Annotated in this window: 20 protein-coding genes; 12 read left to right on the top strand and 8 right to left on the bottom strand. The window is 63.4% G+C overall.

Going from position 1 to position 26,319, the window contains the following annotated elements:
- Positions 1–18: 18 nt before the first annotated feature.
- Positions 19–1,104, bottom strand: a complete 1,086-nt coding sequence (locus FIV42_RS00890) for a sodium:calcium antiporter (RefSeq protein WP_168210303.1) — start codon at positions 1,102–1,104, stop codon at positions 19–21.
- Between the two features lie 257 nt (positions 1,105–1,361).
- On the opposite strand from FIV42_RS00890, the gene FIV42_RS00885 reads away from it, so the two are divergent.
- From FIV42_RS00885 to FIV42_RS00870, 4 genes are read left to right on the top strand one after another with little or no spacing between them, the layout of a single operon-like run.
- On the top strand, positions 1,362–5,414 hold the full coding sequence (locus FIV42_RS00885; protein ID WP_141195838.1) for a hypothetical protein: 4,053 nt from the start codon (positions 1,362–1,364) through the stop codon (positions 5,412–5,414).
- Positions 5,415–5,428: 14 nt separating this feature from the next.
- Positions 5,429–8,953: a C-type lectin-like domain-containing protein gene (locus tag FIV42_RS00880; protein ID WP_141195837.1), complete on the top strand. Its 3,525-nt coding sequence runs from the start codon at positions 5,429–5,431 to the stop codon at positions 8,951–8,953.
- Positions 8,950–11,019, top strand: a complete 2,070-nt coding sequence (locus tag FIV42_RS00875) for a hypothetical protein (RefSeq protein ID WP_141195836.1) — start codon at positions 8,950–8,952, stop codon at positions 11,017–11,019. The genes FIV42_RS00880 and FIV42_RS00875 overlap by 4 nt, the downstream gene beginning before the upstream one ends.
- A 14-nt stretch (positions 11,020–11,033) precedes the next feature.
- The gene (locus tag FIV42_RS00870; protein ID WP_141195835.1) at positions 11,034–11,600 is read left to right on the top strand and encodes a hypothetical protein; all 567 of its coding nucleotides are present in this window, start codon (positions 11,034–11,036) and stop codon (positions 11,598–11,600) included.
- A gap of 138 nt (positions 11,601–11,738) precedes the next feature.
- Here FIV42_RS00870 and FIV42_RS00865 read toward each other — a convergent pair whose 3' ends face one another.
- The 3 genes from FIV42_RS00865 to FIV42_RS00855 are packed head-to-tail and all read right to left on the bottom strand — an operon-like array spanning position 11,739 to position 12,781.
- Positions 11,739–12,365 carry a hypothetical protein gene (locus tag FIV42_RS00865; RefSeq protein ID WP_141195834.1) on the bottom strand — a complete coding sequence of 209 codons (627 nt, stop codon included), beginning with the start codon at positions 12,363–12,365 and terminating at the stop codon, positions 11,739–11,741.
- A 48-nt stretch (positions 12,366–12,413) separates the two neighbouring features.
- The gene (locus tag FIV42_RS00860; RefSeq protein WP_141195833.1) at positions 12,414–12,593 is read right to left on the bottom strand and encodes a CPXCG motif-containing cysteine-rich protein; all 180 of its coding nucleotides are present in this window, start codon (positions 12,591–12,593) and stop codon (positions 12,414–12,416) included.
- Between the two features lie 5 nt (positions 12,594–12,598).
- Positions 12,599–12,781, bottom strand: coding sequence for a hypothetical protein (locus tag FIV42_RS00855; protein WP_141195832.1), 183 nt, complete (start codon positions 12,779–12,781; stop codon positions 12,599–12,601).
- 294 nt (positions 12,782–13,075) lie between these two features.
- On the opposite strand from FIV42_RS00855, the gene FIV42_RS00850 reads away from it, so the two are divergent.
- Together FIV42_RS00850 and FIV42_RS00845 are read left to right on the top strand one after the other, a co-directional pair.
- The gene (locus FIV42_RS00850) at positions 13,076–13,801 is read left to right on the top strand and encodes a YebC/PmpR family DNA-binding transcriptional regulator (protein WP_168210302.1); all 726 of its coding nucleotides are present in this window, start codon (positions 13,076–13,078) and stop codon (positions 13,799–13,801) included.
- Positions 13,802–13,904: 103 nt separating this feature from the next.
- Positions 13,905–14,447 (top strand): hypothetical protein, encoded by a 543-nt coding sequence (locus tag FIV42_RS00845; protein WP_141195830.1) that lies wholly within the window; start codon positions 13,905–13,907, stop codon positions 14,445–14,447.
- Between the two features lie 86 nt (positions 14,448–14,533).
- On the opposite strand, the gene FIV42_RS00840 is transcribed toward FIV42_RS00845, so the two are convergent.
- Positions 14,534–15,484: a hypothetical protein gene (locus FIV42_RS00840; RefSeq protein ID WP_141195829.1), complete on the bottom strand. Its 951-nt coding sequence runs from the start codon at positions 15,482–15,484 to the stop codon at positions 14,534–14,536.
- Positions 15,485–15,579: 95 nt separating this feature from the next.
- A complete protein-coding gene (locus tag FIV42_RS30470) occupies positions 15,580–16,758 on the bottom strand; it encodes a hypothetical protein (protein WP_174769483.1) in 1,179 nt (392 codons plus the stop codon).
- 334 nt (positions 16,759–17,092) lie between these two features.
- Between FIV42_RS30470 and FIV42_RS00830 the strand changes: the two genes are divergently transcribed.
- From FIV42_RS00830 to FIV42_RS00815, 4 genes are all read left to right on the top strand, one after another.
- A complete protein-coding gene (locus tag FIV42_RS00830) occupies positions 17,093–18,232 on the top strand; it encodes a hypothetical protein (RefSeq protein ID WP_141195828.1) in 1,140 nt (379 codons plus the stop codon).
- 325 nt (positions 18,233–18,557) lie between these two features.
- Positions 18,558–19,133, top strand: coding sequence for a hypothetical protein (locus FIV42_RS00825; protein WP_141195827.1), 576 nt, complete (start codon positions 18,558–18,560; stop codon positions 19,131–19,133).
- 814 nt (positions 19,134–19,947) lie between these two features.
- Positions 19,948–20,826 carry a hypothetical protein gene (locus FIV42_RS00820; protein ID WP_141195826.1) on the top strand — a complete coding sequence of 293 codons (879 nt, stop codon included), beginning with the start codon at positions 19,948–19,950 and terminating at the stop codon, positions 20,824–20,826.
- A gap of 274 nt (positions 20,827–21,100) precedes the next feature.
- Positions 21,101–21,946 (top strand): RIO1 family regulatory kinase/ATPase domain-containing protein, encoded by an 846-nt coding sequence (locus FIV42_RS00815; protein ID WP_141195825.1) that lies wholly within the window; start codon positions 21,101–21,103, stop codon positions 21,944–21,946.
- Positions 21,947–22,158: 212 nt separating this feature from the next.
- On the opposite strand, the gene FIV42_RS00810 is transcribed toward FIV42_RS00815, so the two are convergent.
- Positions 22,159–22,662 (bottom strand): PARP-type zinc finger-containing protein, encoded by a 504-nt coding sequence (locus tag FIV42_RS00810; RefSeq protein ID WP_141195824.1) that lies wholly within the window; start codon positions 22,660–22,662, stop codon positions 22,159–22,161.
- A gap of 356 nt (positions 22,663–23,018) precedes the next feature.
- Between FIV42_RS00810 and FIV42_RS00805 the strand changes: the two genes are divergently transcribed.
- Complete coding sequence (locus FIV42_RS00805) at positions 23,019–23,333, top strand: hypothetical protein (protein WP_141195823.1); 315 nt, start codon at positions 23,019–23,021, stop codon at positions 23,331–23,333.
- Positions 23,334–23,453: 120 nt separating this feature from the next.
- On the top strand, positions 23,454–24,563 hold the full coding sequence (locus tag FIV42_RS00800) for a tetratricopeptide repeat protein (protein WP_141195822.1): 1,110 nt from the start codon (positions 23,454–23,456) through the stop codon (positions 24,561–24,563).
- A gap of 399 nt (positions 24,564–24,962) precedes the next feature.
- Here FIV42_RS00800 and FIV42_RS00795 read toward each other — a convergent pair whose 3' ends face one another.
- Entirely contained in the window at positions 24,963–25,778 is an 816-nt protein-coding gene (locus FIV42_RS00795; RefSeq protein WP_141195821.1) for a hypothetical protein, read from the bottom strand.
- Positions 25,779–26,319: the final 541 nt, after the last annotated feature.

Genomic DNA, 26,319 nt, shown 5'->3' with positions numbered 1-26,319 from the left:
CTTGCCGCTCGCGACCCGTCACCAAAAAAAGAGCGCTACGTACCCACCGATGTAGACCAAGAAGATCGCCGTTCCCTCGAAGCCCACGTGCAAAAAGCCTCGCTTCTGGCGGCGCAACAGCCCGAGAAGGAGCATCGTCGTCGCCAAGACGCCCATCGCGGCGAGGAACGCCGATTGGTCGCTGACGGCGTGGTAAATCGAGCCCTCCGGGTAGGCCACGTCGCCGATGGCCACGAAGAGCACGTCGAACATGTTGCCGCCCACGATATCCCCGATAGCGAGCACCGGTGCGCCGATGCGAACCGCGGCCACCGCCGTGAGCAGCTCCGGCAAGGAGGTCGCCTGGCCGATGAGCAGGCTGCCGACCAGCGAGTCGGCCAGGCCGAACTCGGCGCCGATGGACATGCCCGAGCGCGCCAGCACCCAGCCGCATAGAGCGACCACGGCGGCGACGACGGCGAATCGAGCTGCGAGCGCGCCGTTGCCCAGGTGGGTGTAGGTTGCGTCCTCGCCGTGTGCTTCTTCGGGCGGCGGGATGCGCTCGGGGTCGGTGGGCTGCTCGGCGTCGTGTTCGTCTTTGTGCACCGCCAGCCAGCCCGGCGCTTTGCGGATGCGGTTGACCACGTGCAAGCCGCCCAAATACGCCAGCGGCAGCGCGATTGTCGCCGGGTGTATCCCGAATACGCTGATTTCGGGGCTGACGAGCGCGACGACCACCAGCATCAGCATACTGATGAGCACCATGCCGGTGGCCATGTTGTCGGGCGTGGTCGCGTCGTACTCGAGGTTGTGACGTTTGTAGAGCAGGTCGGCGATCACCAAAAAGGACGTCTGGGCGATGATGCCGCCGAGGCCGGTCGACACGGCCACCTCCGGCTGGTCGTTGACGCCGGCGGTCACCACCGCGACCACACCGGGGATTGACGTCGACAACCCGAGCAGCAGCGCACCTGTCAACGCTTCGCCCATTCCGGTGCGCCGCGCGAGCACCTGGGCGAGCCGCCCCATCTTAATGCCAAGCCATGCCACGATGCCTGCGGCGATCGCAAAGCTGACGATGCTCGGCCACAGGGGCCATTGCGCGCTGAAGATCCAGTCGAGCATGGAAGGGCACAGGTCGTGAGGAGATGCCGTGGACGCGGCGTGAGCGTACTCGCCTACAAAAGTAGCCGCGCAAGCGGCGTTGACCTGTCGGTATGCCGTGAGGAGCGCACGCAGCGGCATTCCTTACGAGAACCAAGAAAAAAAGGATTTCGGATTGAGGTGGTGATAGGCTAAGGTGAACTTAGAGCCTTGTTACTCTTAACCCACGACGCATTGACGCCCAGGCGCCTCTGCGATGTGCGCTTTCGGGTTGTTATATGTGGAAGTCTGCTTGGATTCGCGGTCTGCTGACCTTCGCGTTGGCTGTAGCCGGTCTCTCCTGTTCCTCCTCCCCGGATTCTTCCAAGCAAGTGCCGCGGCAGGTCGACTCGGGCTTCGTCTTTTTGGAAGACGCCTTCGTCTTCGAGAATTTCGGGGGCGCGTCGGCCGGCCCACAGCTCACTCCGAGCTTGGTGGCGCGCATGTTCGGCGCCGAGAACGTGTGTTTGGGCGGGGAGCTGCCCTGCGAGCTCAACCCGGTCGCCGAAGGCTGGATGAACGCGACCAACGGCACCTTGAACGAGGGGCGAAGCGAGGGCTTCGCGGTCACCTCGTTGCTCTTCCATGCAGGCGAGCTCGACCCGCGGGATTTTGGCGGTGAGACGGTCGCCGACCTGCGGCTCTTCGGCAACCCGGCGCTCCAACAAGAGCTCGCCTACTGGGCGGCAACCCAGGCGGTCCCCTCGGCGGTCGAAGGCGACGTGCGCTATGCGGCCAAAGACGTCCTTCACTTCTTGGCCAAGGCGCTCCAGCCCGACAGCGACAAGCACTACCGACTCGCCATCGCCCAGCGCACCGAGACCGGCTTTGCGCGCGGTCACGCGGTCACGCCCATCGGCTACTACAAAGGCGAGGGCGACGTTTACTGGCTGCGCATCTACGACAACAACTTTCCGGACAAAGAACGCCGCATCGAGATCAACCCGGTCGCCAATACCTGGCGCTACGAGATTCCGTCGATCGATAACGACGAGCCCATCATCTACGAGGGCACCCCGGAGAACGGCAACCTGCTATATTTCTCGGCCGTCGAGGACCGCCTGGGCGAGTTGAAGGCGCCGTTCGCACCCGACTCGGGTGTGTTCACCATCAACTACTCGTCGATCTCGGTGGTCGCCACGCGCGGCGATCGAGAGACCGGCATCCGTGACGGCGAGGTGCTCGAGGCCGACGGCAACCGGGTGGTGCCGGGCTTCTCGGCCTGCCCGCGCTGTGGCGCCAACGTGCCGATCATCAACCAGACGCTCATCAAGCAGGGTGTTGAGACCCCCGAACCCGGCGACCCCATCGAGATCTACGCCGAGGGCGAGGTGCGGACCAACCAGGGTGTCGGAAGCGGAAGCGGGCGTAGCGGCAGGTCGCCCGCAGACGGCAACCTCGACTGGATCACCGGGACCGGACCCAACTACACCACCACGGCCTACCCGGAAGGCGATGTGTCTAAGGACGAAGTGACCTTCCGTGAAGGGGGCTCGACTACGTACAAGTCGGGTTCTGGCAATGGCGTCGCCATCTCCACGCAGTCAGGCGAGGATGGTGTGTTTTACTCGGTTACGGTGGAGGTAGAAGGCTCCGGCGACCCGGACACGGACGTCACCGTCAAGGTCACGACCAACGAAGATGGCGAGTCGGTCATCGAAGTGGAGAATCTGCCCGAGGGAAAGGAGGTCTCGGTATCGGTCCGACGGGTCGACTCCGATGGCAGCAATGACACCCGCGAGTCGGCGACCTTCAAATCCAATGGCGGAACCTCGAAGACCACCGTCGACCCGGCCGATGGCAGGATCGCGGTCGAGAACGCCGACGACGTCACCGGCGGCATTTGTGCCAACGGCGTGCTCGACGCCGGCTTCGAGACCGATGTCGACTGCGGCGGCGAGTGCGAGCCCTGCGCGGAAGGGAAAGGATGTGAGGTGGATGAGGATTGCGAGGGCGGCACCTGCTACGGGGAGGGCGAGAACCGGATCTGCCGTTCCAATCAGTGTCGCGACGGCGCCAAGAACGGCGAGGAGACTGACGTCGACTGCGGCGGGAGCCTGTGCGGACCTTGCGAGGCGACCGTCGATCAGCGCACGACCCCGGCGTGTGTCGCACCGTCCGACTGCGACACCGGCCATTGCATCGACGGGCGCTGCCGGATTGGACAACCGATTGTGGTCAACGTCGACCGGCTTCCACAAGAAGGCGTCACCATCCGCTACCGTCTCGACGGAGTGAAGCACAGGTTCCGGATGCAGTCAGACACGCCGGAGGCGCCCGAGCAGTTCGTGATTGGAGCGTCGTATAAATATCAGGTCGACGACGCCGGGAAATGTGTCGCCGACCTCACCGAGCACTATACCGGGATCACCGCGGACGACGACCAGGAGGTGCGTGGCATCATCGACGTCGAATGCCCGCCAGAGGGGACCTACTCCCTCATCGCAGATTTTCAGTATCAATTTGATCTCGCCCCCGTGCCGGACGACGACCCCGTGACGGTGGCATTGGTCAAAGATGGCGTGTCTTCGGAGTTCACGATGAGTGGGGACTCCGGCAACAAGGCGTTGGGGACCTTTTCCGACTCGTGGAGCGCTGAGGTCATCAAGCAGCCGCTGAGTGCAGTCGAGGATCCCTACAACCCCGGTCAAATGGGCAGCTATGATTGTTCGGTCATGTTCGGCGATAGCGGACGGAACAACAGGCGCTACATCACGGTGCTGTGTGTGTGGACGGAGACGGCCACGTGCTCGGACACCGTCGAGAACCAGGACGAATCCGACGTCGACTGTGGCGGCGTGTGTAGCCCCTGCGCGGAGAACCAGCAATGCTACACAGACAGTGATTGCGTGAGCAGCACGCAGTGTGTCAGCGGCACCTGCCAATCGGCCACGTGCGATGACGGGCTCCAAAACCAGGACGAGACCGACGTCGACTGTGGTGGGTCGAACTGCAGTGGATGCACCGACGGGCAAGCCTGCACCGTCGCCGGTGATTGCGCCTCGAATTATTGCCTCAACGACGTCTGCGCCACGCCGACCTGTGACGACACCATCCTGAACCAGGACGAAAGCGACGTCGACTGCGGGGGGCTGACGTGCGGCGGGTGCGCTGATGGGCAAGTCTGCTCGACGGCCAGCGACTGCACCTCGAATTATTGCCTGAACAATGTGTGCGCCACGGCGACCTGCTCGGACGGCGTGCAAAACCAGGACGAATCAGACACTGATTGCGGCGGGGTGTGCTCGAATACGTGCGCGATTGGAGACAGCTGCAACGCCGACGGTGATTGTGCCGGAGGCAACTGCTCGGGCGGCACGTGCGCAGCCTCGTGCAGCGACGGCATCCAGAATGGCGACGAGACCGGCGTCGACTGCGGCGGCTCGTCTTGCGGCGGCTGCGGCGCGGGCTCGGCGTGTACGCTCGACACGGATTGCTCGACCAGCAACTGCGAGTGTGGCGCAAGCTCGGGCAACTGCGCGGGCAACACGGGCACTTGCGGGGCGGGCAAGCTCGTCGTCGATCAGCCCACCACCGACGGCACCACCGTCAGCGGGTCGTTCACCGTGCCCGCCCAATGCTCACAGGTCTACGTACAGGCCTGGGGCGCCGCCGGCGGCTCCGGCAACGGCGCGAGCGGCCCCGGGCCCGGCACCGGAGGCACTCCGGGCGGTGCGGGCGGCTACGTCAGTGGCACGCTCAGCGTCAGCCAGGGCGACGTCATCGACGTATGGGTCGGCCAGGGCGGAGACTTCGGCGTCGTCTACGACTTCGGCGGCACGCCGGGCATCGGCTCCAAATATGGCGTCGACACCCGCGGCGGCCTGGGCGACGGCGACTCGTTCACCGGCGGTGGTGGCGGTGGCGGCGGGCTGACCAGCGTACAGGTCAGCGGCAGCACGTCGGCTTCGTTCGTCGTGCCCGCCGGAGGCGGCGGCACCGAGTTTGGCCGCGGCGACGACGTCGCGGCCGGCTCGGGCGGCGGGGCGACCGACTCGAACGGCGAAGACGCCTTCGTCGCCTCCGGCGAGGCCGGCGGTGGTGCGGGCGAGGTGGGCGGTGTGTCCGTCGGTCCGAATAACGCCGGCGCCGCGGGAACCTACGGGACGTATCCCACGGGGTTCAGCACGGCCGACGGCCTCGACGGCGTGCCTGCGAATACTTCGGCGCCCGACTACTCGCTGTGCCAGGGCATTAGCTCGGGCTCGGTGGGGGCCGGTTCGAATCAACTGGGCTCCGGTTTCAACGCCGGCGGTGATGGATGTGTAGTGTTGCGGTGCGTGGCGCCATGAACACAGGACGTAAGATGCGACGACAATATTTGTATATTCTCTTGGGCGCGGCGTTGAGCGCAGGGCTCGCCGGGTGCGTGAACGACCCGGCGCCGGACGACTCCAGTCCGACCACGCGCCTGGGGCTCGACGAGTCGATCGACTGCCCCGAGGGCGAGGTCGGCTGGCGTTTTGCCGAGTCGCTCGAACCCAACTCCGAGGAGTACGCCAGCCGTGCCGGGGACAGTGCGACCGTGCGGATCACGGAGCGTTACGCCATCGAGATCCAGTCGGCCACCTGTGGCGCCAACGACAGCGCTGAGATCAACCAGCTGCGCAACGAGTGCGCAGGCTCGTTAACGTGTCGCTACTCGACGAGCTGCGCGCAAGACTTCGAGGTAACCTACACCTGCGGCGCCGGCGACACGAACGACGACGGCACCCAGAAGACCTACACCGCCACCGGTAGCACCGTCGAGATGACCTGCGCGCAGCCGGCCGAGGAGGCCATCGAGGTCGAAACCCGCACCGCGTGTATTCCTCGCCAGTGCCACGGCCGCGCGCGGCGCAACCTAGACATGGAGTGTGTCGAGAACCCCAGCGCCACGGACGTGGCCATGTGGGGCGGCTTCGATACGTACACCCTGTACAGTCCCCGCCGAGGGAACCAAGAATTTGACTATGTCGTCCCGCACTACGACGCCCAGACGCAGCGAAATGTCAACGTTTTGCGAGGCGTGGACGTCGATACCCGGCCGCATCCCGACATTCATGATGGCGGCGGTTTCGGGCCGGGCATTCCCATCTATCCGGGGATGCCCTACACCATCAGACTGTGGACCAAATTTGGCTGGGGGATCGTGCCGCCGACCTCGAGCGTGGTCGTCTGGGTCAGCGACGAGTACGAGCACAAAGAGACCAAAAAGCTCGTGCAGGGCTTTCGGTGCGTGGCGTTCAAGCGCGACATCGTTCCCGACGAGGCCGAGACCGTCGGCGAGGAGCAACGCTTCACCATCGAATACCAAGGGCCCATCGCCCAGGATTGCGCCGATGGAAGGAGCGTCTCCGAGGACAACGCCGCCAAAAAGCTGGGGCTGTCGGTGAGCGAGTTTCGCCAGCAATATGACTACTTCAACTCGGCGTTGCGCGCCTCCTACGACATGGAAGGACAGGCGGCCTGGCACAAGGTCGACGTCAACCCGCAACGCATCGGCGCCGATTACCTCGCCAGTCATACTCCCGAATGCGTGCCGAACCCGCAGGACTTCTTCTTCGACGCCGCCAGCGGGACCTATGATCTGATCGCCTTTTACGAGCAGCGCGAATTCGCCAAGCGGCTCGATATCCACTTTGTCGAGCCCGACGTCGGCCGCCGCGCGTATATCATGCCCGGCGACATCGAGGCGCGCTCGGATCTGACCATTCGCACCGAGTCGAACCTAAACGCCAGCCTGCCCGTCGACCTGAGCTGGTCGGTGGCGAACCTCAACGAGGAAAACCCGTTCAACCCCTGGGCCGAAGACGTCGAGATCGGCGGGGCCTGGGAGGACGGCCAATCGTCACCGACGGCCAATTACGGGCCCAAGAATCTGCGAGCCTCCGTCTACATCGTTCCGAAACAGGCCACGTGGGACACCTCGAAGTTGTTCCACTACAAGCTCGGCGAGGTTCCGCTGGAGGGCCCGAGTCCCGAGGGGACGACCCAGTCGGTGAATCTGCCGATCACCGAGAAAATCAAAGGCTACTTCACTGCGTTTGGGTCGGGAGTACGCATCACTGGAGACTCGCGCCTGTTCAGCCTGCTGTATTGCATCGAGTCGGACGACCGGCCCGAGTACGACGGCGACGCCTTCGTGACGCGTCAGGGAACCGAATATTATTCCTGTCCCAATCGCGACTACTGCACCCGGCAACTCACCCCGAACTACACGCTCAGCGAATACGTCCCCGACCCCTCCTCGCCGGACTGGGATTCTCCCGAAACCTACCACACGGCGTACTCGCTAGAAGTAGACACTGAGACGGCCGCCGAGAATGCCCGCAAAGTCTTCGGTAAGACCTTGCGCGGCTGTCGGGTCTCAGAGGGCGTGCTGCAGGTCAATCTCGACCGCTTCGTCACCCCGCTCGAGCCGATCGCGACGACCGGATTTAGCGGCAGCTCAAAGAACACCAAGACCGGCAACGCGAAGATGTCGGGTAGCAACGACAACGACACCGAGATCAACTGCCAGGGGCAGGCCAAAGACAACTGCGTGGAGACGGTCAACGGCGGCAACCGCACCGACGGGGAGAGCGGCCGGTCGACCTATGACCTCGAGAACCAACTGAGCCGCAACCCGGGCCAGGAGGTCAGCACGAGCATGACCGCCGAGATGCTCGGCTTCCAACTCATCGACCCGATGGACCCGGAGAGCTCGTCGGTCCCTTTCCCAGCCGATTCGTCCACAGCGTCCTCCACGCCGGTCAAGATCACGCTGGCGCCGCCGTGGGACGACATCAAGAGTGCGCTCGAGCGGGCCAACCAGGGCAACCCGTCGACCGAATGGACGACCGGACGCTACGGCGGCCAGATGGGCTTGGGCGTCGGCTGGGGCTACAAGTGGCGCTGGCAGATCGGCCCGGTGCCGGTGTTGGTGACGTTCACCTTCACCGTGGGCGCGTCGGTCGAGGTCGAGGCGCAGTTGCAATTCGGCCCCGAGGAGGACCAGAAATATCCGTGCATCGGCACCGACTCGTGTGTGGTGAAGGTCGACGAGCCGGCCGGGTTCCGCGAGGCTGCGCGCAACTGCAACGTGCAGGGCGGTCGGCTCGCCGAGCTGAGTAGCCAGGCCGAGGCGAACGCGGTCGACGCAAAGCGCGGCGGCGACGAGGTCTGGCTGGGCGCTCAACTCGCCTACCAATACCCCGAGCCCCAGTGCGCGACGAACTTCACCCGGTCGGAATGCCTCACGGGCAGCGAGACCGAGTATCGCTGGATGTCGAATTCAGTGGCCTTCGCGTCCAACGACGCAGAAGCCGCGCCGACGTACGACTCCGACGCCATCTACAACGCTACTCAGTCGGGCTTGAGCACCAGCTACCCGAACGCCAGCGCGGTGAGTTACATGCCCGACGGGACGCTGCGCCGGCTGGGCGTGAACTACCAGAAGCCCTACCTGTGCACCTTCGACGCGGCCGCCAAGGAGCGCTTCTTCCGCTGGCAACTGGCGCTCAAGATGGGCGCGGCCGCCGGCTTCAACCTGACCGGCTGCGTGCCGAGCGACAACCCCGGCTTTTGCCTGGGGGCAGGCTTCAACGTCGTCTCGTTCAATATCGGGCCGGTCTACGAAAATATCTACCACTGGCTGTACCGAGACGGCGAAGCCGAGCCGTTTAGCCGCCGCGGCAACACCAATATTTCGGTGCCCTGGGCGCTCAAGCTCTTTACGGGCTCGGTGGACGCCGCGGTCAACTTCTTGTGGTTCTCCATCAAGTGGAATCTGTTGACCTACGACGGGATCACCGCCGCCGAAGGGAAGCTTTACGACGTCGATACACCCATTTTCGAGAGCTTGGAATGATGACGATACAGACCAAATGGCTCCTGGCCGTGGCCGGCGTCGCCTGTGTGGGTGGGGCGGGCGCGTGGCTCTACTACGCAGCGCCCTCGACGCAGTCCGACGCGGCCGTCGAGCGCGCCGAGCATGCCCATCTGGTAGAAGGTGTTCGAGCGTCGGGCGAGCGTGCTCGCGGGTGTGCTTTTACGCCGGGCGTCCAACTCGCCTACGACCTGGTGAGCGAGGATAAGGCCGATCTCGATCTGAGCGGTCTCGGCGTGAACGTGCCGGTGCAGGCGGGCACCGACCTGCGCGCGACCACCCGGGCGCGCCTGGAGCTGCGGGCGCTGTCGACCGACCCGGAAGGGAGCGTCTTACTGGGCCGCTTCGCCAGCATCGAGGCGGATACCATCGTCGAGGACGCCGAGCTTCGTGCGCCGTTCTTGGTGCGCGTGGGCCCGGACTGCGGGATCGACGGCTTTGCCCATCGAAAGGGCATGGACGCAGGCTACGCTCGCGTGCAGCAAGCGCTGGTGCACGAGCTTGGCTGGCTGTGGCCGGCCGACGGCAAGGGCTCTCTCGGAGGTCGTGGCGCCAACGGCTCGTTCGTGGCCACCGTGACCCAGACACAGAAAAATGGCGAGCCCGCGCTCGCTCAGGCGATCACCTCCTTCGAGCCGTGGACGCAGGGTGCGGGCTCGGTGGCAAGGGTCACCGACAGCCACCAACTCGTCGTTCCCGGAGACGTCGCCTGGTTCGAAAGCCTCGAGGCGCGAGCCTCGTACGAAGGCGCTCACTCTCGGGTGCAGCACACGACGCGGGCGACCTACGCCGACGACGACGTGACAACGTTAGACGACGCGCCCACGGCGGAGTCGGCCTATGTGTGGGCCGACCTCTTGCCCCAGATGATTCCGCTCCAAGAGCGTCAGCCTCCGAGCAAGGCCGAGCTCGCCGCGCTGGCCGAGGCGCGCAAGCTGACGGTCGACCAGGCCGTCGATCAATACGTCGCCCGTGCCACGAGCGACGAGGTCGGCATCAAGGATACGTGGCCTCCGCTGCGGACCTTCCTGGAGGCCAAGCCCGAAGCCGCCAACGCGGTCATCGACAAAATGAAGCGCGGCGAGTTGCCCGCGGAGGCGACCATGGGCGCCTATATCGCGCTCGGCAACGCGCGCACCCCGCAGGCCAAGGCGGCGCTGGAGGGCGTGATGCGCGACGAGAACGCGCCCACCATCGAGCGCAGCCGGGCGGTGCTCGCCCTTATCGACCGCTCCGACGTGGGCGTGGAGCTTGCGAGCTACCTGAGCGGGCGGTCGAACGCGCTAGCCAGCGGCAAGACCAAGGGCGAGCGCGTCATGGCTCGCCAGTCGTTGCTGGCGCTGGGAGCGATGTCGGGGCGCAAGCCGCACGACCAAGATATCAAGCAGGCTGCGCTCAGCCAGATCGCCACGCTCCTCGAAGAGGTGCGCGGCAAGAGCGCGGCGTACCAGCGGCCCGTCTTCGGCGCGCTCGCCAACGTGGGCGAGCCGGACTCGCTTCGACTGGTCGCCCATATCCCGGAGCACGCCGACCCGCGTGTACGGGAGGTGGCTGCGATCGTGTTTCGACGTATGCCGCCGGCGGCCACGGCCGACTTCACGGCGCGCTGGCTGGCCAAGGAGACCGACGCCAACGTGTTGCGCAAGCTGTGGCACACCGTCGAGCTGCAGACCTTCGACGCGCGCGAGATGACCAGCCGCGAGGTGCTCGAGTACGCGGTGCGCGACCTGCGCAAAAAGCCCGGTCCGATCACCCGCAAGTCGCTCATCAGGCTGCTCGGCCGAGCCAAAGCCCAGATGGAGAACGACGAGCTGGGCATCGAGGACGCCTTCGCCGAGCTCTTGCCGTACGAGTTCGAGCAAAAGACCGGCTTGCACCGCATGATGCACGAGCATATCGAGCCCGAGCGTCGCGATCAGATCTATCTCGAGGTGGCGCAACGCTTGAACGCCCATTCGAGCGAGGCCGGCCCGACTGGCGACAAGACGACCCCCGGCGATATTCCGCTTCCCGCGTTCGACAGCGGCGCAGGAGAGACGGCCCGATGAGGAGACACGGTTCCATGAGACGATTTGTAAGCAGTAGCATTGTCTTGGTGCTCCTCGTCGGCGCAGTCGCATGCGGCGACGACTCGCCGGACGATTCCCAGAAGCCGGTCACCCCGCCGGACAATCCGGAGCGCAACCTGCCCACGTTGGGCGGTCCATCGGGCGACGCCGGCTACGACGCGCCGCCCGAGCGCGACGCCTACGTCCGCGAAGACCGGGTCCGACAGGACACCGGCGCCGAGTGCTGCCCGGTGACGTTCGCCTTCGCCCCCCGCAACCCCGCCGAGGTCGAAGAGGCCGTGCTCCGCGGCAGCCTCTACCCGCTCGACACCGCCGAGGGCGTGCCCTTGCAGGAAACCGACGGCGTGTGGACCGGCGAGGCCTGCCTCGCCCCGGACCAGTACGGCACCTATCACTACGAACTGGGCCTCGAGACCGGCGGCGACGAGCTATTCGTGAGCATCGCCCACAACCCGTACGCCCCGACGGCCACGGTCGCCGGCGAGCTGGTCAACGAGTGGGTGGCGGCCGATGACTGCGCGTCGATCGACGTGGCGGTGCATGCGCAGACGTCGGAGTAACGCAGAGTCTCCCCCAGTTCCGGCTCCGCCCCCGCGGCGGAGCGAACGTACGAGAACCGACCTCCCATGATGGGCCAACTATATCCACCCCCGTAGCTCCGTGTCATAAGGGCATGGGGTTCCCCGACGGAGCCCATTTCATGCGGGTCCGCGACGTCCCGCATGAAGTTCGCGATCACGCTGCTCGAGCGCCTTCACTGCGCGCGCGAGCCCGTCGAGAATCGCTCTTCGTTTGTCGGGGGCGGGCCGCTCGTCGAGCTTGACGATGAGAAAGCCGGGCTGCAGGCGCGTCTCGTCGGCGTCGTAGGCCAAGTCGCACAGCGCGTCGACCAAGTCGGGGGCGTCGAAGAAGGTGCGGGTTTGGGCTGGATCTTTGCTGTAGACGCGAAATGTCTGCTCGAGGTCATCGAGGCCGAGCATGAGTCCGCCAGGGATATCGGCCGGCCCGTAGAGGCCAAGTGAACAATAAAGCTGCAGGTCGTCGGGCAGCGGGATAGTGACGTCGGCCTCGAAATAGAAGTCGAGTTCGTGGTCGTTCGGAGTGTCCCGCACGACGCCTCTTCGGCGCGTATAACTTCGCACCGATACCTCACAGTCGCGAACCGGCTCGCCTTCAGCCGCGGCCCTGTTTCGTCCGATCGGCACGGGCACAGGCCCAGCCGAGCCGCCTCTTTTGACCAGCCAGACCAGTGCGCCGATGGCGGCCATGCTGCCAGCGATGATGACCAGGAAGACGAGGGCGATGACGATGAGGTTGATGTCCATGCGGGGATGCTAACAGGCCAGCGGAGTGAATAGGAGGGCGTCGTCGACTTAACCCGACCGCTGCACGTTGACCTGCAGGCGGCCGGATGCGTCGCGCGCCACGAAGACTCGCCACGGCCGGCAGCACACGTCGCAGTCGCGCACGAACTCGCCGGCGGTGTATGGGTCGACCCACAGCTCGAGTCGCTCGAAGCACCAGGGGCACTGCACGGTGAGGGTGGTTTGCATGGTGGTCAGTCTTTCTTTCGAGACTTGCGGTATTTCGGGTTGTTGGGGTTGAGCTGATCGGCGCGGTTGTCCTGTTGTTTCTTGTGCGCTTCGTTGTTCGGGTTCTGCTGGTTCGCGTGGTGGTCGAGCTCCTCTTGGGTAGCTTCGCGCTCTTGGGGCTCCTCTTGCGGTTGCTGTTCGTCTGCCATCGTGACTCTCCTTTGCCGGTGTCGACCGAAAACTACGCCTTCGGACGTCGAATCTGCAGACGAGTCGAGGGGCGTCAAGTATGCGTATTGTCTGCGCGTCGTAAGGGCATGGGGTTCCCCGACGGAGCCCATTCTATGCGGCCATGCGACGCCTGGGGGGGGAGTCGGGTTGGAGCACGGTTGATGAGCGAGTGTGCGATTGAGTTCGCCGAGGTCGTGATTAGCCTCTGCAGACCGGACCCAATCGAAAAAGAAGCGTTCGACTCACGCAGTTTCCTGCCGCACATGGTGGATATGATAACTGAAACGACCGATTCGACGACCGAGCAAGACCGTACCTTTTCGACGATGCAGCGCGAGATTGCAGTGGCTGCACGCGAGCAAGGAGGGGAGGCCGACGATAACTTTCGTCTGCGCTACGCGGTGCGACGCGCCGAGGAGGCGAATATGCCGGAGGGCCTCATCGAGCGCGCGCGACGGCAAGGCGTCGGCGAGGTGGCGGGGCCGACGTACGAGGAGGTGATCTTCGAGGGCTACGGGCCGGACGGGATCGCCGTCCTCGTCGAAGCCATCACGGACGACGTGCGTCGGACGAGTCACGAGCTCGAGGAGTTATTCGAAGCGCACGGCGGAAATATCGGCGACGATGGCTGTGTCGAATGGCAGTTCGAGCGTCGCGGAGTCGTTCGCGTCGACACACGCCATGTCGATGACGAGGACCAGTTCATGTTGGAGGTCATCGAGATGGGCGGCGACGAGCTTCGTGGCCCGATCTTGCGCGACCGCGACGACGGGCGCGTTCCGACCTACCGCATCTTCTGCGATTCGACCGACGTGCGCCAACTCGACCGGGCAATGGAGCGGGCCGGCTACCCCGTACACACCGCCTCGACCATGTTCGAGCCCACCCAGCGCGTCGAGCTGTCGCCCGAGCAGGCGCGGCGCTTCCTGAGCTTCTTCGAGAAGATCACCGACCACGAAGACGTGCAGGGGGCCTACGCCAATTGGAGCGTGGCGTAGTTCGCCCCACGGGGGCGTCGCCAAGTGAGCGACATGGCTGGCAATTGTGCCTGGTGTTCCTAAGTTTTGCGCGCTTACTTGATGACTCGAAATGGAGTGAAAGATGCCGACGTGCAAACAGTGTGGGACTGAATTTGCCTCGCCGATTTGGAAGCTCGACGCGGTCGACTTCATGGAGACCGACATCGGGCCGCAGTCAAAGCGCAGCGAGAAGCTACGCCTCGACGCAGGTGTGTTTTGCAGGGCTGCGTGCATGGCCGAGTATCTGGGAGGCGGCGCTGAACAAGCAGCGCAGGGCGGCCACTCGCAGGGCCGTTCCTCGCAGGGCAGCTTTACGCAGATTGGCCATACCCATGTGGGGAGGCTCGGCTCGGACGACCGGCCCGGCCTGCCGCCGGACGCCGCGCTCGCACCGCGTCAGCCGCTACAGGGGTATCGCCAGGGCCTCCTCGATGTCGAGGGCAAGAGCGTGCCGTATATCGTCGGGTGCCGTTACGACGGCACCTGGATCGCCGAAATCCAGCTGAACAGCAACGCGACCGCCAGCGGACGAGGCGCGTCCGAGCACGAAGCGCTGGCCAACGCCTTGAGCGTCATCACCGGCGAGCAGATCCATCCCGACGAGGTCGAGAAGCGAACGGGGTGAGGGCTCGAGGATTAGCTGAGGCAAGAACACAAAAACGAAAAAACCCGGCCGATGTCGGCCGGGTCTTTGGTTCAGCTCAGTATCTACTAGAAACTACTATCGTTGGTGATATAGGGCTCGCCGAACCAGGTGATCCCAGTAGAGATGGTCCCGCCGGCTGCGTTGCAATCTGCGACCAGGTCATTGTAGGCGTGGATGCCCTCCGAGTGCCACACAACGTCCCCGGTCTCCACGCATTTGTACCAGACTTCTCCGTTTTTGCTCCCCCTTTCGATCTCTTTGTGGATCACGTCGGCGGGACCGACGCTGACGTCACCACGGCCGGCCATGCCTCGTGCCTTGGGCGCCGGAGCACGGCCTTGCTCGACGGTGCCGCGCATGACCGTGCTGCCTGCGTGTCGGCATTTGCTCTCGAAGAAGTCGAAGGCGATGGCCCCTTTGGAGGCCAACATCGACCAATTGGTTCCGCGGCACACGTAGATGTCGCTTCCCCAGGCGTCGAAACCGTCGTCGCGCTTCAAGTCGGTGCGAGAGTCGCCCACGCGGTCCGCGTCCCTGCCGGTCCGGCCGACGGGCTCGCTCGTCGGCAGCAGGCTGGTGGCGTGTTTGATTAGAGTTCCTTCACCGGCTTCCTTGCACTCGCCTTGGAAGACGCGAAGGTCGGTGCGATCGCCGGTGTCGCTCATCACCTCGGCGGTCGTCGAGCACTCGTAGATGACGCCGACGGTTCCTGGCGACGGAGCCGCGCCGCCATTCATGCAGTCGAGCGCCCACTCCTCCCAGGTCTCCAACGTGCCTTCCGACTCGACGTAGGGATCCATGCTGGGGTCGTTGTCGCAGACCTTGATCCAATCGCCGTCGTCATTGACCGCGTCGTGGTAGGCGTCCCCGCCTACTGCGAGCTGCCGGGTATCGAAGACGAGGTGCTGCTCGTCGAGGTTTCCGCATCCCACTGCTGCCAGCGAAACGGCGGCGGTCAGGGCGAGTCCCGCAAGACGCGGGGAGAGATGTTGCGTTCTGTCATGGAGATTCTTCATGGTGTCCTCTTTAAAAAAATTCAGGCGTTGAACATTCGGTGGTGAGACACGCGCCACCACGAACCGCTCGGTGTGATGGCGCGATGAGCCGCGGCTCAGGGCAGGGGAGATTGAATCGCGCCGTCCCAGTAGTACTGGCTGATGCACCAGCTCTCGCCGCCTTCGACGACCTCGGTGTCGTAATTCGCGTCGATGGTCACCTCGACGAGCTTGGCGTTTGTCAGCGCCGCGGTGAACGGCTCTCCAGCGGTGAATGCGCCGTCGACCGTGCCGGCGTTGGTGACCTCGAGGGTGCCTTCGCCGGCGATAAACGTCTTCTGGCAGGTCTGATCGTCGCAGCCGGCGTAGATCAGCAGACAGTTCTCGCAGGTCGCGTAATTAAAGTCTGTGAGCTGGTAGGTGCCTGCGGAGGTCGCCGCGCCGGCGAGGTCGGGATAGATCTGCAGCGACAGGAAGTCCTGAGTGGCTTGGCCGTCGGTAGCCGCCTCGACGATCAGTGCGCCGCTATCGGTCGGAACCGCCGAGTTTCCACCAGCGGTGGTGATTCCGTCGCGGTCGCAGGTGGTGACGTCCGGAAAGGCGTCCATCGGATCGGTCGCCGCGGTGAGGCTGAGGCTGTCGATGCACGAGGTTAGGCCGCTGTCGACGCGCTCGAAGCCGTTCGCTGTCGCGGCAATCTCGACCAGTTCGACGTCGGAGATGTCGGCTTCGAAGCTTCCGGCGGTGTCCTTATCCCAGGTGGTGATATCCATCGAGCCCCCGATCGCCATGAAGTAGGCATCGCAGCCCTCCGACGAACAGCCTCGTCCGACGACCAGCGCGTTGTCTTGGTCGGCCAGCGGGGAGTCTGCGAAGTCGACCGAGCCGGTGCCCGTCGCTCCGGCGTCTTTGCCGATCCAGAGCGAGAGCATCTGCGCGCCGGTCTCGGCTTGTAGCGACCAACTGTTGGCGCTCTCGTCGAGCTCGAGGTCGGCCGCCTGGCTGAGCATGTCGTCGAATTCGCAGGTTTCGACGTCGGCGTCCTCGTCGCCGGCATCCTGTTCGCCGCCGTCCTCATCGCCGGCATCCTGCTCGCCGCCGTCCTCATCGCCGGCATCCTGCTCGTCGGCATCGGGGGTACCAGTGTCCGGCTCGCCTGTGTCCGCACCGTTGTTGGCGCTGAGATTCGCGTTATTGCCGGCAGGGTTGTCGTCGCCGCCACAAGCCGCCAACGCCACCGACGCCGCTAGACAAGCCACCATCATCAGTCGCCTAGATTTCGTTCCGTTTCTCATCGTTTGCCCTCATGACACATCGAATTAGCAGATCGAGTTCCTCGGCCACCTGCCTAGCGACCTCGGTCATCGTTGACATTTATATCGTCCCGCCCGAGGCCATAAGGTACAACTAAAACAGTCTAAGGATGTGAAAGGTGTGGATCTTCAGTGGTTTACGTGTCTTTGGTCGTGCCCCTCGTCGTCGACGGTGCAGTTTTGGTGCCGAAACGCTCGAAGGTGGGTCGGACGGGGTTCTAGAACGGTCGACTCCTCGGAAGCAGCGGCACGACGTGCATACATTTGGAGCACGCCCGTTCATCACCGTTCCTCCGCTTCGATCCAGAGCCGACCTATGCCGACCCGTGTCTTCCAAGCCGTCACGCTGAGCTGTGTTCTCCTGGCGGTGGGTGGGGGAATGACGTGCTGCTCGACGCCTCAGTCGCCACCGGCCAACCAGGTGCAGGCGAGTCAGTCCGGGGAGCGCCGGGCCGGTCAAATGCGAGCGATGTGGCTGTGGAGCGAGTCGCCGAACGCACAGGCGCTTATCGAGAACGCTGATGGCGCGGCCGACGAGCTGTTCGAGTTTTTGCGTGCCCCACACGGACGCGAGGCGCAGGCGGTCGACCGGCTGTACTTCGAGGCGCGCAATCACAACAACGACGGACGATTGGCGCGGCTACGAAGAGTGACCTACGACCCGATTGGCGACGAGGATGAGCGGCCTGCGCTTCGCGCCTTTTTGCGGCGCGCGCACCAGCAGGGAGTCGCCGTGGAGTACCTGGACGGCCAGGCCATTTGGCTGGCGAGCGAGCAAAACGCCAAGGTGCCCGTGCGGATTTGTCGCGACATCGTCGACTTCAATCTGGCCACGGACGACGCCGAGGCGCGCTTCGACGGGGTCCACTTCGACATCGAGCCTCACACCGTCACCGAAGGACCCCACGCCGGCATGTGGTGGGAGGAGCGGCTCCCAAACGGCTACAACCGCGAGTGGACCGCGCGCTGGAAGCGCATTTTGGACTCGTGCAGGGATAGCTTCGCCGCCTACGAGCAGAAGACCGGCCAGCACCTGACGTTGGCGGTCGACGTGGGCGCAGACCTGGCCCATTACAACGCCCCCATGCGTCGTTTTCTCGACCAGGTGGACGCGCCCACGGACTACGTCACCGTGTTGAACTACTACGACAATCGCCCCAACCGTGACGGCGAGCCGTCGTTCTTCCATGGGGCGCACGACGGCAACGGCGTGGTCGGCGGCGTCGAGCAGAACCTCGACCTGTGGCGCCACACGCCGGTCGTGTTCGGCGTCGAGACCGGCCCGGAGCGTATCGCGCCCGATGCCTGCTCCTTTTACCAGGAGGGTTATGAGGCGCTCTACGGTGTTCTCGACGAGTTGCGCGGTCGATGTCGAGCGCGGGCGGGGGCCGCCACTTGTGCAGGGGCTGCCATCCACCATTTTGGCCCCGATGCGTATCGGCAGATGAGGCGGTAGGGTGGTGACGTTGTAGCACTAAGACAAACGGTGGTACCCATAGGGTTCACGGGCCTCTATCGTTGCAACGTACGATTTCTAAAGGATCTGCTCGATGAGAACTTGGAAGAAATGCTGCGTCCTCTCGCTCACGGTTCTCTGCCTCGCGGCGTGCTCAGCGACCGGGAAGGGGGCAGATCGGCTTCCCGAGGAGTCGCGGGCGTCGGCTGGAGAACCCACCGACACGAAGCAATCCGAGCAGGCGGACCCCGACGAAAGCGCTGACCCTGGGATAGAAGCCACGGGCGACGAAGAGTCTCCGGCTGAAGCTCCCGAGCTCGGCCCCATGGTCGAAGAAGACGTGCTCGACAGCGAAGCTCCCGCTGAACCGAGGCCACCCGAGCTCGGCTCGGAAGGTTGTGCGACGAGAGCAGAGGGGCGACGCATCATGGAAGAGTCGAACGCCTTTATTCGCGAAACAAAACTACGTGAGGCGTATGGGCGGGGCTGGAAACGACTCATCGATGTCCGGGAGTTTTCGATTCAACGCCAAACGTTGACCAGAGTTCGGCCCGGAGGAGCCCGAGGCGACGGGCTCGGGGCGCTCTTCGTCGACCCCGACGGTCACCATTGGTTGGTCGCCTACGAGACGACCTCGTGTGAGCCAGTCACGGTCGACTTCTTTCTCGACGCCGAAAAAGACGTCTTCCCGGTATATCCCGAGCAGCAGTGCCAGCAGACAAAGACGGTACCCGTATGTGAGTCAATGGGGGCCAACGGATGTGGAAGGAAAAGCCCTCTGCGCCGGATTTATGTTCGGGTCCCGGCCGATGCGAAGCTGGTGCCCTCAACCACGGTTCCCGTCGAAATACCCACCTGTTATCAGGTCGAGCCCAAGGGCGGGTTTATTCCTCGTCCATGATGGCTTCTGGGGGGCGGCCTGGTTCGCTCAACGATTGAGCTGCGGTTCTTTTTCGCAGTTCGGCGAGGCAGCCGCCCCACCGGGCTTGTCCCGGTGGACGGAAAGCCTGAAAGCTAGATGCGCGCCCACCCACCTCTATGGCGCGCGCAGCGCGCCGAGTCGACGGCCGGCACCGGTCACGGTGTCCGGTCTCCGGTCACGGCTCCCAACTGTGGCAATCGAGGCTTCAGTCAATTAGAGTTGGAGCATCAGTCCCTGCAAGGCAGGGGGGCGGACTCCTTTTGGCTCGATCAACGAATGGATAGAGATGCGGACACTGTGAACCTGGCTCGCCGCGCCAAGCTCTGCTTCGGTGGCGTCGCGCTCTCAGCGTATGCTGGCTATTGGGCGCTGAGTTATGCCGGTTCGATGGCGAACTCCATCCGTAGTGTTCACGGAGTGCGATGTGCCGGACGGTTAGCCTTGGAGAACGAGGTTTGCCACACGCCGATGTACGTGGTCATTGGCGGCTACACGGTTTGGGTTCTCAGCGTCGTGCTTGCCGTAGTGGCCGTTCATGCGCTCTGGAAGGGTCGTCGGCTGGCAACTACGAGACCTGACGAAGCCTAGCTTATGCGGGTATTCGAGGGATTTGCGCGTCCTGCGCACGCTTTCGCCTGGGCCGGTCAATTCGCTTCGTGAAGGGGTCGATGGTCGAGCCGCCCCTCCGTCTCGTGAACAACACTCGACACCTCCCCATGGCGCTGGAAAGCGCGCCACAGGGAGGAGCATCTAGCGGATCGGCTGCGTGGCCGGTTTGCGCCCGGTAACGCGAATGAAGAAACCCCTGTTCATTTTCGACGACGATCCCAGCACACTCGATGTCCACTTCGAGACTCGAGAACTCTGGGGGTACTATGAACCGCCCGAGATCGAAGCTGGATTGTATACCGGGTTTGACGCCGAGGGAGTTCCCTTCGAGCTCGAATGTGCCGATGACGGTCGAGTTTTTCCTGTTCTCCGCGAGCAGATCGAACCTGCGTGCGATGAGTTCAAGGCTCGCCTGATCCAGACTCTCACCCAGCTTTACGAGCTTCGTGGCAGTCAGCACGACCTCGCGCGCATCCCCCAGATGTCGCTCGCGGAACTGAAGGCGCTGGCGATCGAGTGGTTTAGCTGTCCCCACGCGGACGCAAGACAAGGGCTCGACATCATCAATTCGGTCGCGGACGTGCTGATCGGCGAGTACACAGATCGTTGGGCGCGTGGTTCACTGCGCCTCTGGCACCTCAGGAGGCCGCTCTTCGCCTGGTGGGGCAAGCGGAGGCGTAGCTTCGAGCAAACGAGGCAAGAGGTACTAGCGCGACTTCTGTCGTCGTTCTTTCCTCTCTTCTTAGTTTGCGAAACGAAGATCGACGCCCCAACGCTCGAGCCGCATTTGATACAGGTGGAAGAGCGCCACTGGCAGGTCGAGTCGACGGTGACACCAACGGACCTCATCGACCACCTGCACTGCGGAGATTTCTGGCTTTACCTTTGCGAGCAGTCACTTGCTCGCGCCGCACTTGAAGAGGCTCTGTCGAAGGAGCCGAAGACATTTCTCGAGGCGGTTGCTACTCTCGATTGCCCGGCGCTCGTCCATGCTTTCGCCGACGATGCCGAGTGGTACGTCTGCGCCGACATGTCACGCGACATCACGCTCGCAAGCCCGTAAGGCCAAATCCTGAGTCCTCACGGTGCCAGACACCATGTCGGCCGTCGGTAAGGGAAGCACATTTCCCGACGAAGCCCATTCCATGCGGCCATGCGACGTTTGCTGAGGCCCGGGGCGCCGTGGGATACCTCGACACGTAGTCGATAGGGCTGATTGAGTATCGCTACATTACGATGGCGCGCGAGGGGCGAATCATGTAGGTGGCCGGGTGTTCGCGGAATCGACGGGCGCACACGTGCGTTAGCCGGAGGTTCTGCTTCCCCCTAGGAGTCTTATGAGGATGCCACCGCGGCTGGTGCCGCTTATCGAGTACGGTGTGATTGAAAGCGTCGTTCGGCCGCTATTGAGCGGAAAAGAAGCGCAGGTCTATCTGGTCGAGTCCGGCGGGGAGCTTCGCGCCGCCAAGGTCTACAAGGACATGCAGAAGCGCTCGTTTCGCAATCGCTCCGAGTACACCGAAAGCCGCAAGGTGCGCAATTCGCGTGACCGGCGAGCGATGGGCAAGCGCAGTCGCTACGGGCGCGAGCAGGAAGAGGCCGCCTGGAACTCCGCCGAAGCAGACATGATCAAGAAACTGTACGCCGCCGGCGTGCGCGTGCCCAAGCCGCACACGTTCGTCGACGGCGTTCTGGTCATGGAGTGTGTCGAGGGACCCGACGGCGGGGTCGCGCCGCGCATCGCCGATTGTGCGCTCGACAAAGAGCGCGGCGTGGCGTTGTGCGACCAGATCTTGAGGGAGGTCGTCAAGATGCTGTGCGCAGACGTCGTCCACGCAGACTTGTCGGTGTTCAACGTGCTGCTCGAAGAGGATGGGCCGGTCATCATCGACTTTCCGCAGTCCATCGCGGCCGCCCGCAACAATCATGCGCGCAAAATCTTGCTGCGCGACGTCGCCAACATCACCGACGCGTTGAGGTTCGGGCGCCCCCCGCACGAGCTGCGCTATGGGTACGAGATGTGGGACCTGTACGAGCGCGGTGAGCTTAAACCCGATTCGGAGCTCACCGGCAAATTCGACGTCCCGCAGCACGACGTCGACCCGGACATTCTTCTGCTCGAGATGCAACAGGTCGAAGAAGACGAGGCGCTCGCCGCGATCGATGAAGATCTAGTGGTGTGACACCGAGATTCGATTCACCTTCGCCGGTCTAGCACCACCAGCTTCGGCGCTCACTCCTCGACGATGCGCTGCATCGCCTGCGGGGTTCGCATCCGAATCTGGCGGCGCTATCCTCGCCGAAAGGTTGAATCTCACTTCGGTGTCACACCACTCGACTTCGAAGAGTATGGGTGATCCTTAGCCTCGTTGGGCGCGCCTCGTCTCGAACTCAATCAGAGTTCGTCGACGACCTGCTCGGCTTGCTCGTCCGTCAGCAGCGAGTTTTCCAGGACCTGCTCGAGGAGAACCTCACGGTCGAGGTCGGACACCTGGGTCATGCACTCGACGTGGGTGAATCCCTTGCGCCAGGTGTCCGGTTCGACTTCACGGAAGAGCACGCCGCGTAGCGTCCCTTTCGGCTCGATCTTCTCCTCACACACCACACAGCTCGATCGCGCGCTGGGAGCGACCTCGACGCGCGGCGTCTTGGTCCCCTTGCCCACGCTCTTGGCGTCCTCGAGGATTTGGTCGAGATTCTCGAGCTTCCCGTACTTCTCGGCAGCCTCGAGGAAGGCCTCGCGGTCCTGGGCCGCGCCGCAGGCCAGGTGGTACCATCGGTAGCTATCCCACCGCTCCTGGTACACGCCGAAACGCAGCTCGCCCTTGTCGATCTTCTTTTTGCATTCGCCGCATTTGGAGCGGCTCGATTTCGCCGCTTCGATGATGGATTGCGTCATGGTTCAAATCTCCCGTCGTAGAACTGTAGAATCACCGTCGTACTGTCGGATCGCGTCGACGTCCAGAAGTAAGAGAGTGGTAGGCGTCAGAAGGGAAGGGCGTCGGAAGGGACGTACATTCCCCGACGATGGAGCCGACCCGTGCGTTGCGGTGTCGATCGGATGCCGGCGCGATTTTTGCGAGGGGGGGATCGGGCGTCGCAACGGCGTTGCGAAGTCTGCAGGGGCTTTGCCCCGTCGATCAACCCCTCTTGTAAAGACCTGCAGCAAGGGTTTGTCGACAGGGCAACGCCGTCGCGATTTTTGCGGCGGGGGTGATCGGGCCTCGCAACGGCGTTGCAGAGTTTGAATGAGGGGTGATCGGGCGTCGCAACGGCGTTGAAGAGTTTGCAAGAGGGGTGATCGGGCGTCGCACCGGCGTTGAAGAGTTTGCACGAGGGGTGATCGTGCGCCGCAACGGCGTTGAAGAGTTTGCAAGAGGGGTGATCGGGCGCCGCACCGGCGTTGAAGAGTTTGCAAGAGGGGTGATCGTGCGCCGCAACGGCGTTGAAGAGTTTGCAAGAGGGGTGATCGGGCGTCGCACCGGCGTTGAAGAGTTTGCAAGAGGGGTGATCGGGCCTCGCACCGGCGGTGCAGAGTTCGCAAGAGGGGGGCTCCGTTCGGACAACTAGGACGAAGCGACGGGATCTGAAGACGAATGAATTCTATGACTTTCGGACGCCGCGTCTGCCGTGGTAGGCGTCGCACCGCTGACATGCCGCAATGAGCGGGTCTTTCTGAGAGGAACTTCAATGACGACGCGTGTATATCAACTCGCAGCAGAGCTGGGTCTGGGCAAGTTCGAGCTCATTGACGCCATCAATTCGCTGGAACTAGACATCTCGGTCGACAACGCCATGTCGGCGCTGACCCCCGATGAGGTCGCCCAGCTCAAGCGTGCCTTGAAGATGGAGGCATTCGACCCCAAGCCGGCGCTCGGTGCCTGGCGATTGCAGTCGCTGACGCGCGAGGGGAGCCCGGTGCGGACCGATCAGTCTCATCTGGTCATCGAGGAGCAGCGGCTGTGGCCGGTCAGGCCGTCGTTCGCCGGCTACATTTCCAAGCACTCCAAGCACGAGTACCAGATCGAGTGGGACGACGAGGTGGGGCGTCTGACGGTCAGCCGCGACGGCGAGGAGTCCCACATCGGGCTCATTGGCGTGAACGACGACGAGCTTCGGATTCGCTGGGCGAAGGACACGCGCAAGTTCCCCAGATCGTTCAAAAGTGGCGGGAATCTGGCGGTGTACCAGCGCGAAACCAACCCCGCGACCAGCGAGCAGTTGTTGGCGGGGGCGTTGCTTCCGGAATCCTGGGAGCTGACCTACCGGGGCATCGAGCTGTGCGACGAGGGAGAGCACGAGGAGGCGCTCGAACTCTTCGATCGCGCCCTCGAGATCGACCCCCAGCATGCGCAAGCCTGCTACCAACGCGGCGTCGCCCAGGCCGAACGCGGCCAGTTTGACGCCGCGCGCGCCGACTTCGAGCGTGCTCTCGCCATCGACGAGCACCTCCTGGGCGCCCGTGAGTCGTACGCCAGATGCCTCGAAGACCTCGGCCGAATCGGCGAGGCGGCCAGAGCGTGGCTCGAGGTCGCACGCGAGGAAGCTGCAGGGTACTTCGAAGCGACCACAGGTTTGGCGTCCTCATCGAAGCCACTCGACGTGAACGTCTCGCCCGAGACGTGGACGTATTGCGCCAACGCTTTTGTCAAAGCAGGCGAGCCCGACAAGGCCGTCGAAGTGCTCGAGGAAGCCGCTGGAGCGCTCGACGCGGCCCGAGAGAAGCTCGGTGAGTTGTCCGACGACGAGTGGGCCGAGCTGGCGGCGATGCGCGAGCGGTTGGGCGATTCTTCGGGATAAGGTGGTTTGCAGGTGTGATCGACCACGTGTCGAGCGTCGACCATTTGTCCCCCCAACCTCCCTACGCTTGCGCTCCGGTCGGATGGGGCTACAGAGGCCTCACTCGGCTACGCCTCGTGCGGCGCGCTTCGCCTACGGCTACGCTTATCGGGTGGGCTTGTTGTGGGTTTTGAGAGGGCAAGAACGCAAAAACCCGACCGTTGCCGGTCGGGTTTTCTAAGTCGGAGCGCCCGGATTTGAACCGGGGACCCCTTGCACCCCATGTCAGGTTTCTCGGGCCAATGTTGCTCAAGTGTTGGGCCGCAGCCAGTACCGGTGACAGGCCGGGCACTCGACCATCTCACCCTCGAACTCCACCTGCCAAGGTTCGGTGCATGAAGGTGTCCAGCATTCTGCGCATTAGGTGGAGCGCTCGGCATATACGATGTTGTAACTGTCCTGTCTCGGATATAAGAAGCGCCCGCCAGTCAAACCGCGCACAGCGAGCCAGTCCTGAGCATCGGCGATACGTTCACAATCTTCGCTTCCGAGTTTCCAGCGATAGACGCCATCTCTGTCGTTGTATGGCCTCCAGAAATACGTCACCTCGCCGACAGTACTAATCGCCAACGGGAGCCTGAGCTTCTTTGGGATCGGCCAATAGGTCTCGCCCGTGCCCTCGGCATCGAGGTCAACATGGCATGCCGAGTCTTTGAAGAACGGCACGTAAAGGAAGCTGCGCGGCCCTGTTGCGCAAGCGGCATAGCACCCAAAGACATGCTCGTAGCTGTACAAGAGTTCGCCGTTGCATCCGTAGGCGCGAATTCCCTTCATGTCCGCAAAGTCCCTTTGCTCATCGTCGTGGATGACGACAAATGCATCGTCGAGCACAAGCACGTCCCACATCCAATCGTCGCCGACGATGAACTCAGCGTCGAGTTCACCATCCCAGCTGACGATCCAAGCGTATCTGTCGCGCTTACTACGTGCACTTTGACCGACGATCAAAATCCTCCCGTCGTTCAGCCCGCGTATCCAGCCGCCGGTGCAGTCTTCTGGGGCGGGAAACGACGTAAAACCACCGACATATACATTGGGTGGCGGCCACAGTTCAGCTTGACCGTGGAAACCCTTCCATCGGGAAAGTGCGACAAACTCCGCCAGGTCGTCGACGTCGAGGTCTTCGATGGGCTCAGGGAGCTCAAGCTCGATTGTGGCAACGGGAAGCGGTGGCATCAGGTATCTCGTATGCGAGTAGTCTTCCCATCACGCCGACCGGCGCACAGCGTTGCTCGTGATGGTCAAGAGGCCGCTGCGCGGGTATACTCAATACACTCCATTGAATTGCAGGGGCGCGCTAATCATAGAACACTGTCAGCGGCAGCGATGGCAAAGCAAGATTCAGAAAGCAGTGCGCAGCAGGAACGTCGGAAGAAGCTTGTCCGCATTGGGGTCTTTGTGGTGCTGATTTGGTTTATTGCTGTGTTTGCTCTTCTGATTCTGTTGCTCACTCCAGGCTTTCTTTTAGTGTTTCTGGTCCCGTAAAGCTCACCGCGCTTCGACCGGGGCAGCTGTTTTGCCGGCGGCACTTGGACTATTGGTACCTCTTCGAGGCTCCTATGACATCTGTAACCTACAGGTTGTGGCGTCAGGTAGATGGCAGAGGCATGTTTGCGGAGGTGACCGTATGCGACTCTGAAGACTATTCAGAGTCTCTCAACGTGATCCCAAATGAGTGGCTGCGTGGTGCTCAAGAGGGAGTTAGAGAGGCGTTAGC

Source organism: Persicimonas caeni, from assembly GCF_006517175.1.
Taxonomy (GTDB): Bacteria; Myxococcota_A; Bradymonadia; order Bradymonadales; family Bradymonadaceae; genus Persicimonas; species Persicimonas caeni.
The sequence above is the reverse complement of the archived record's forward strand: the minus strand, read 5'-3'. Positions and strand labels throughout refer to the sequence as shown.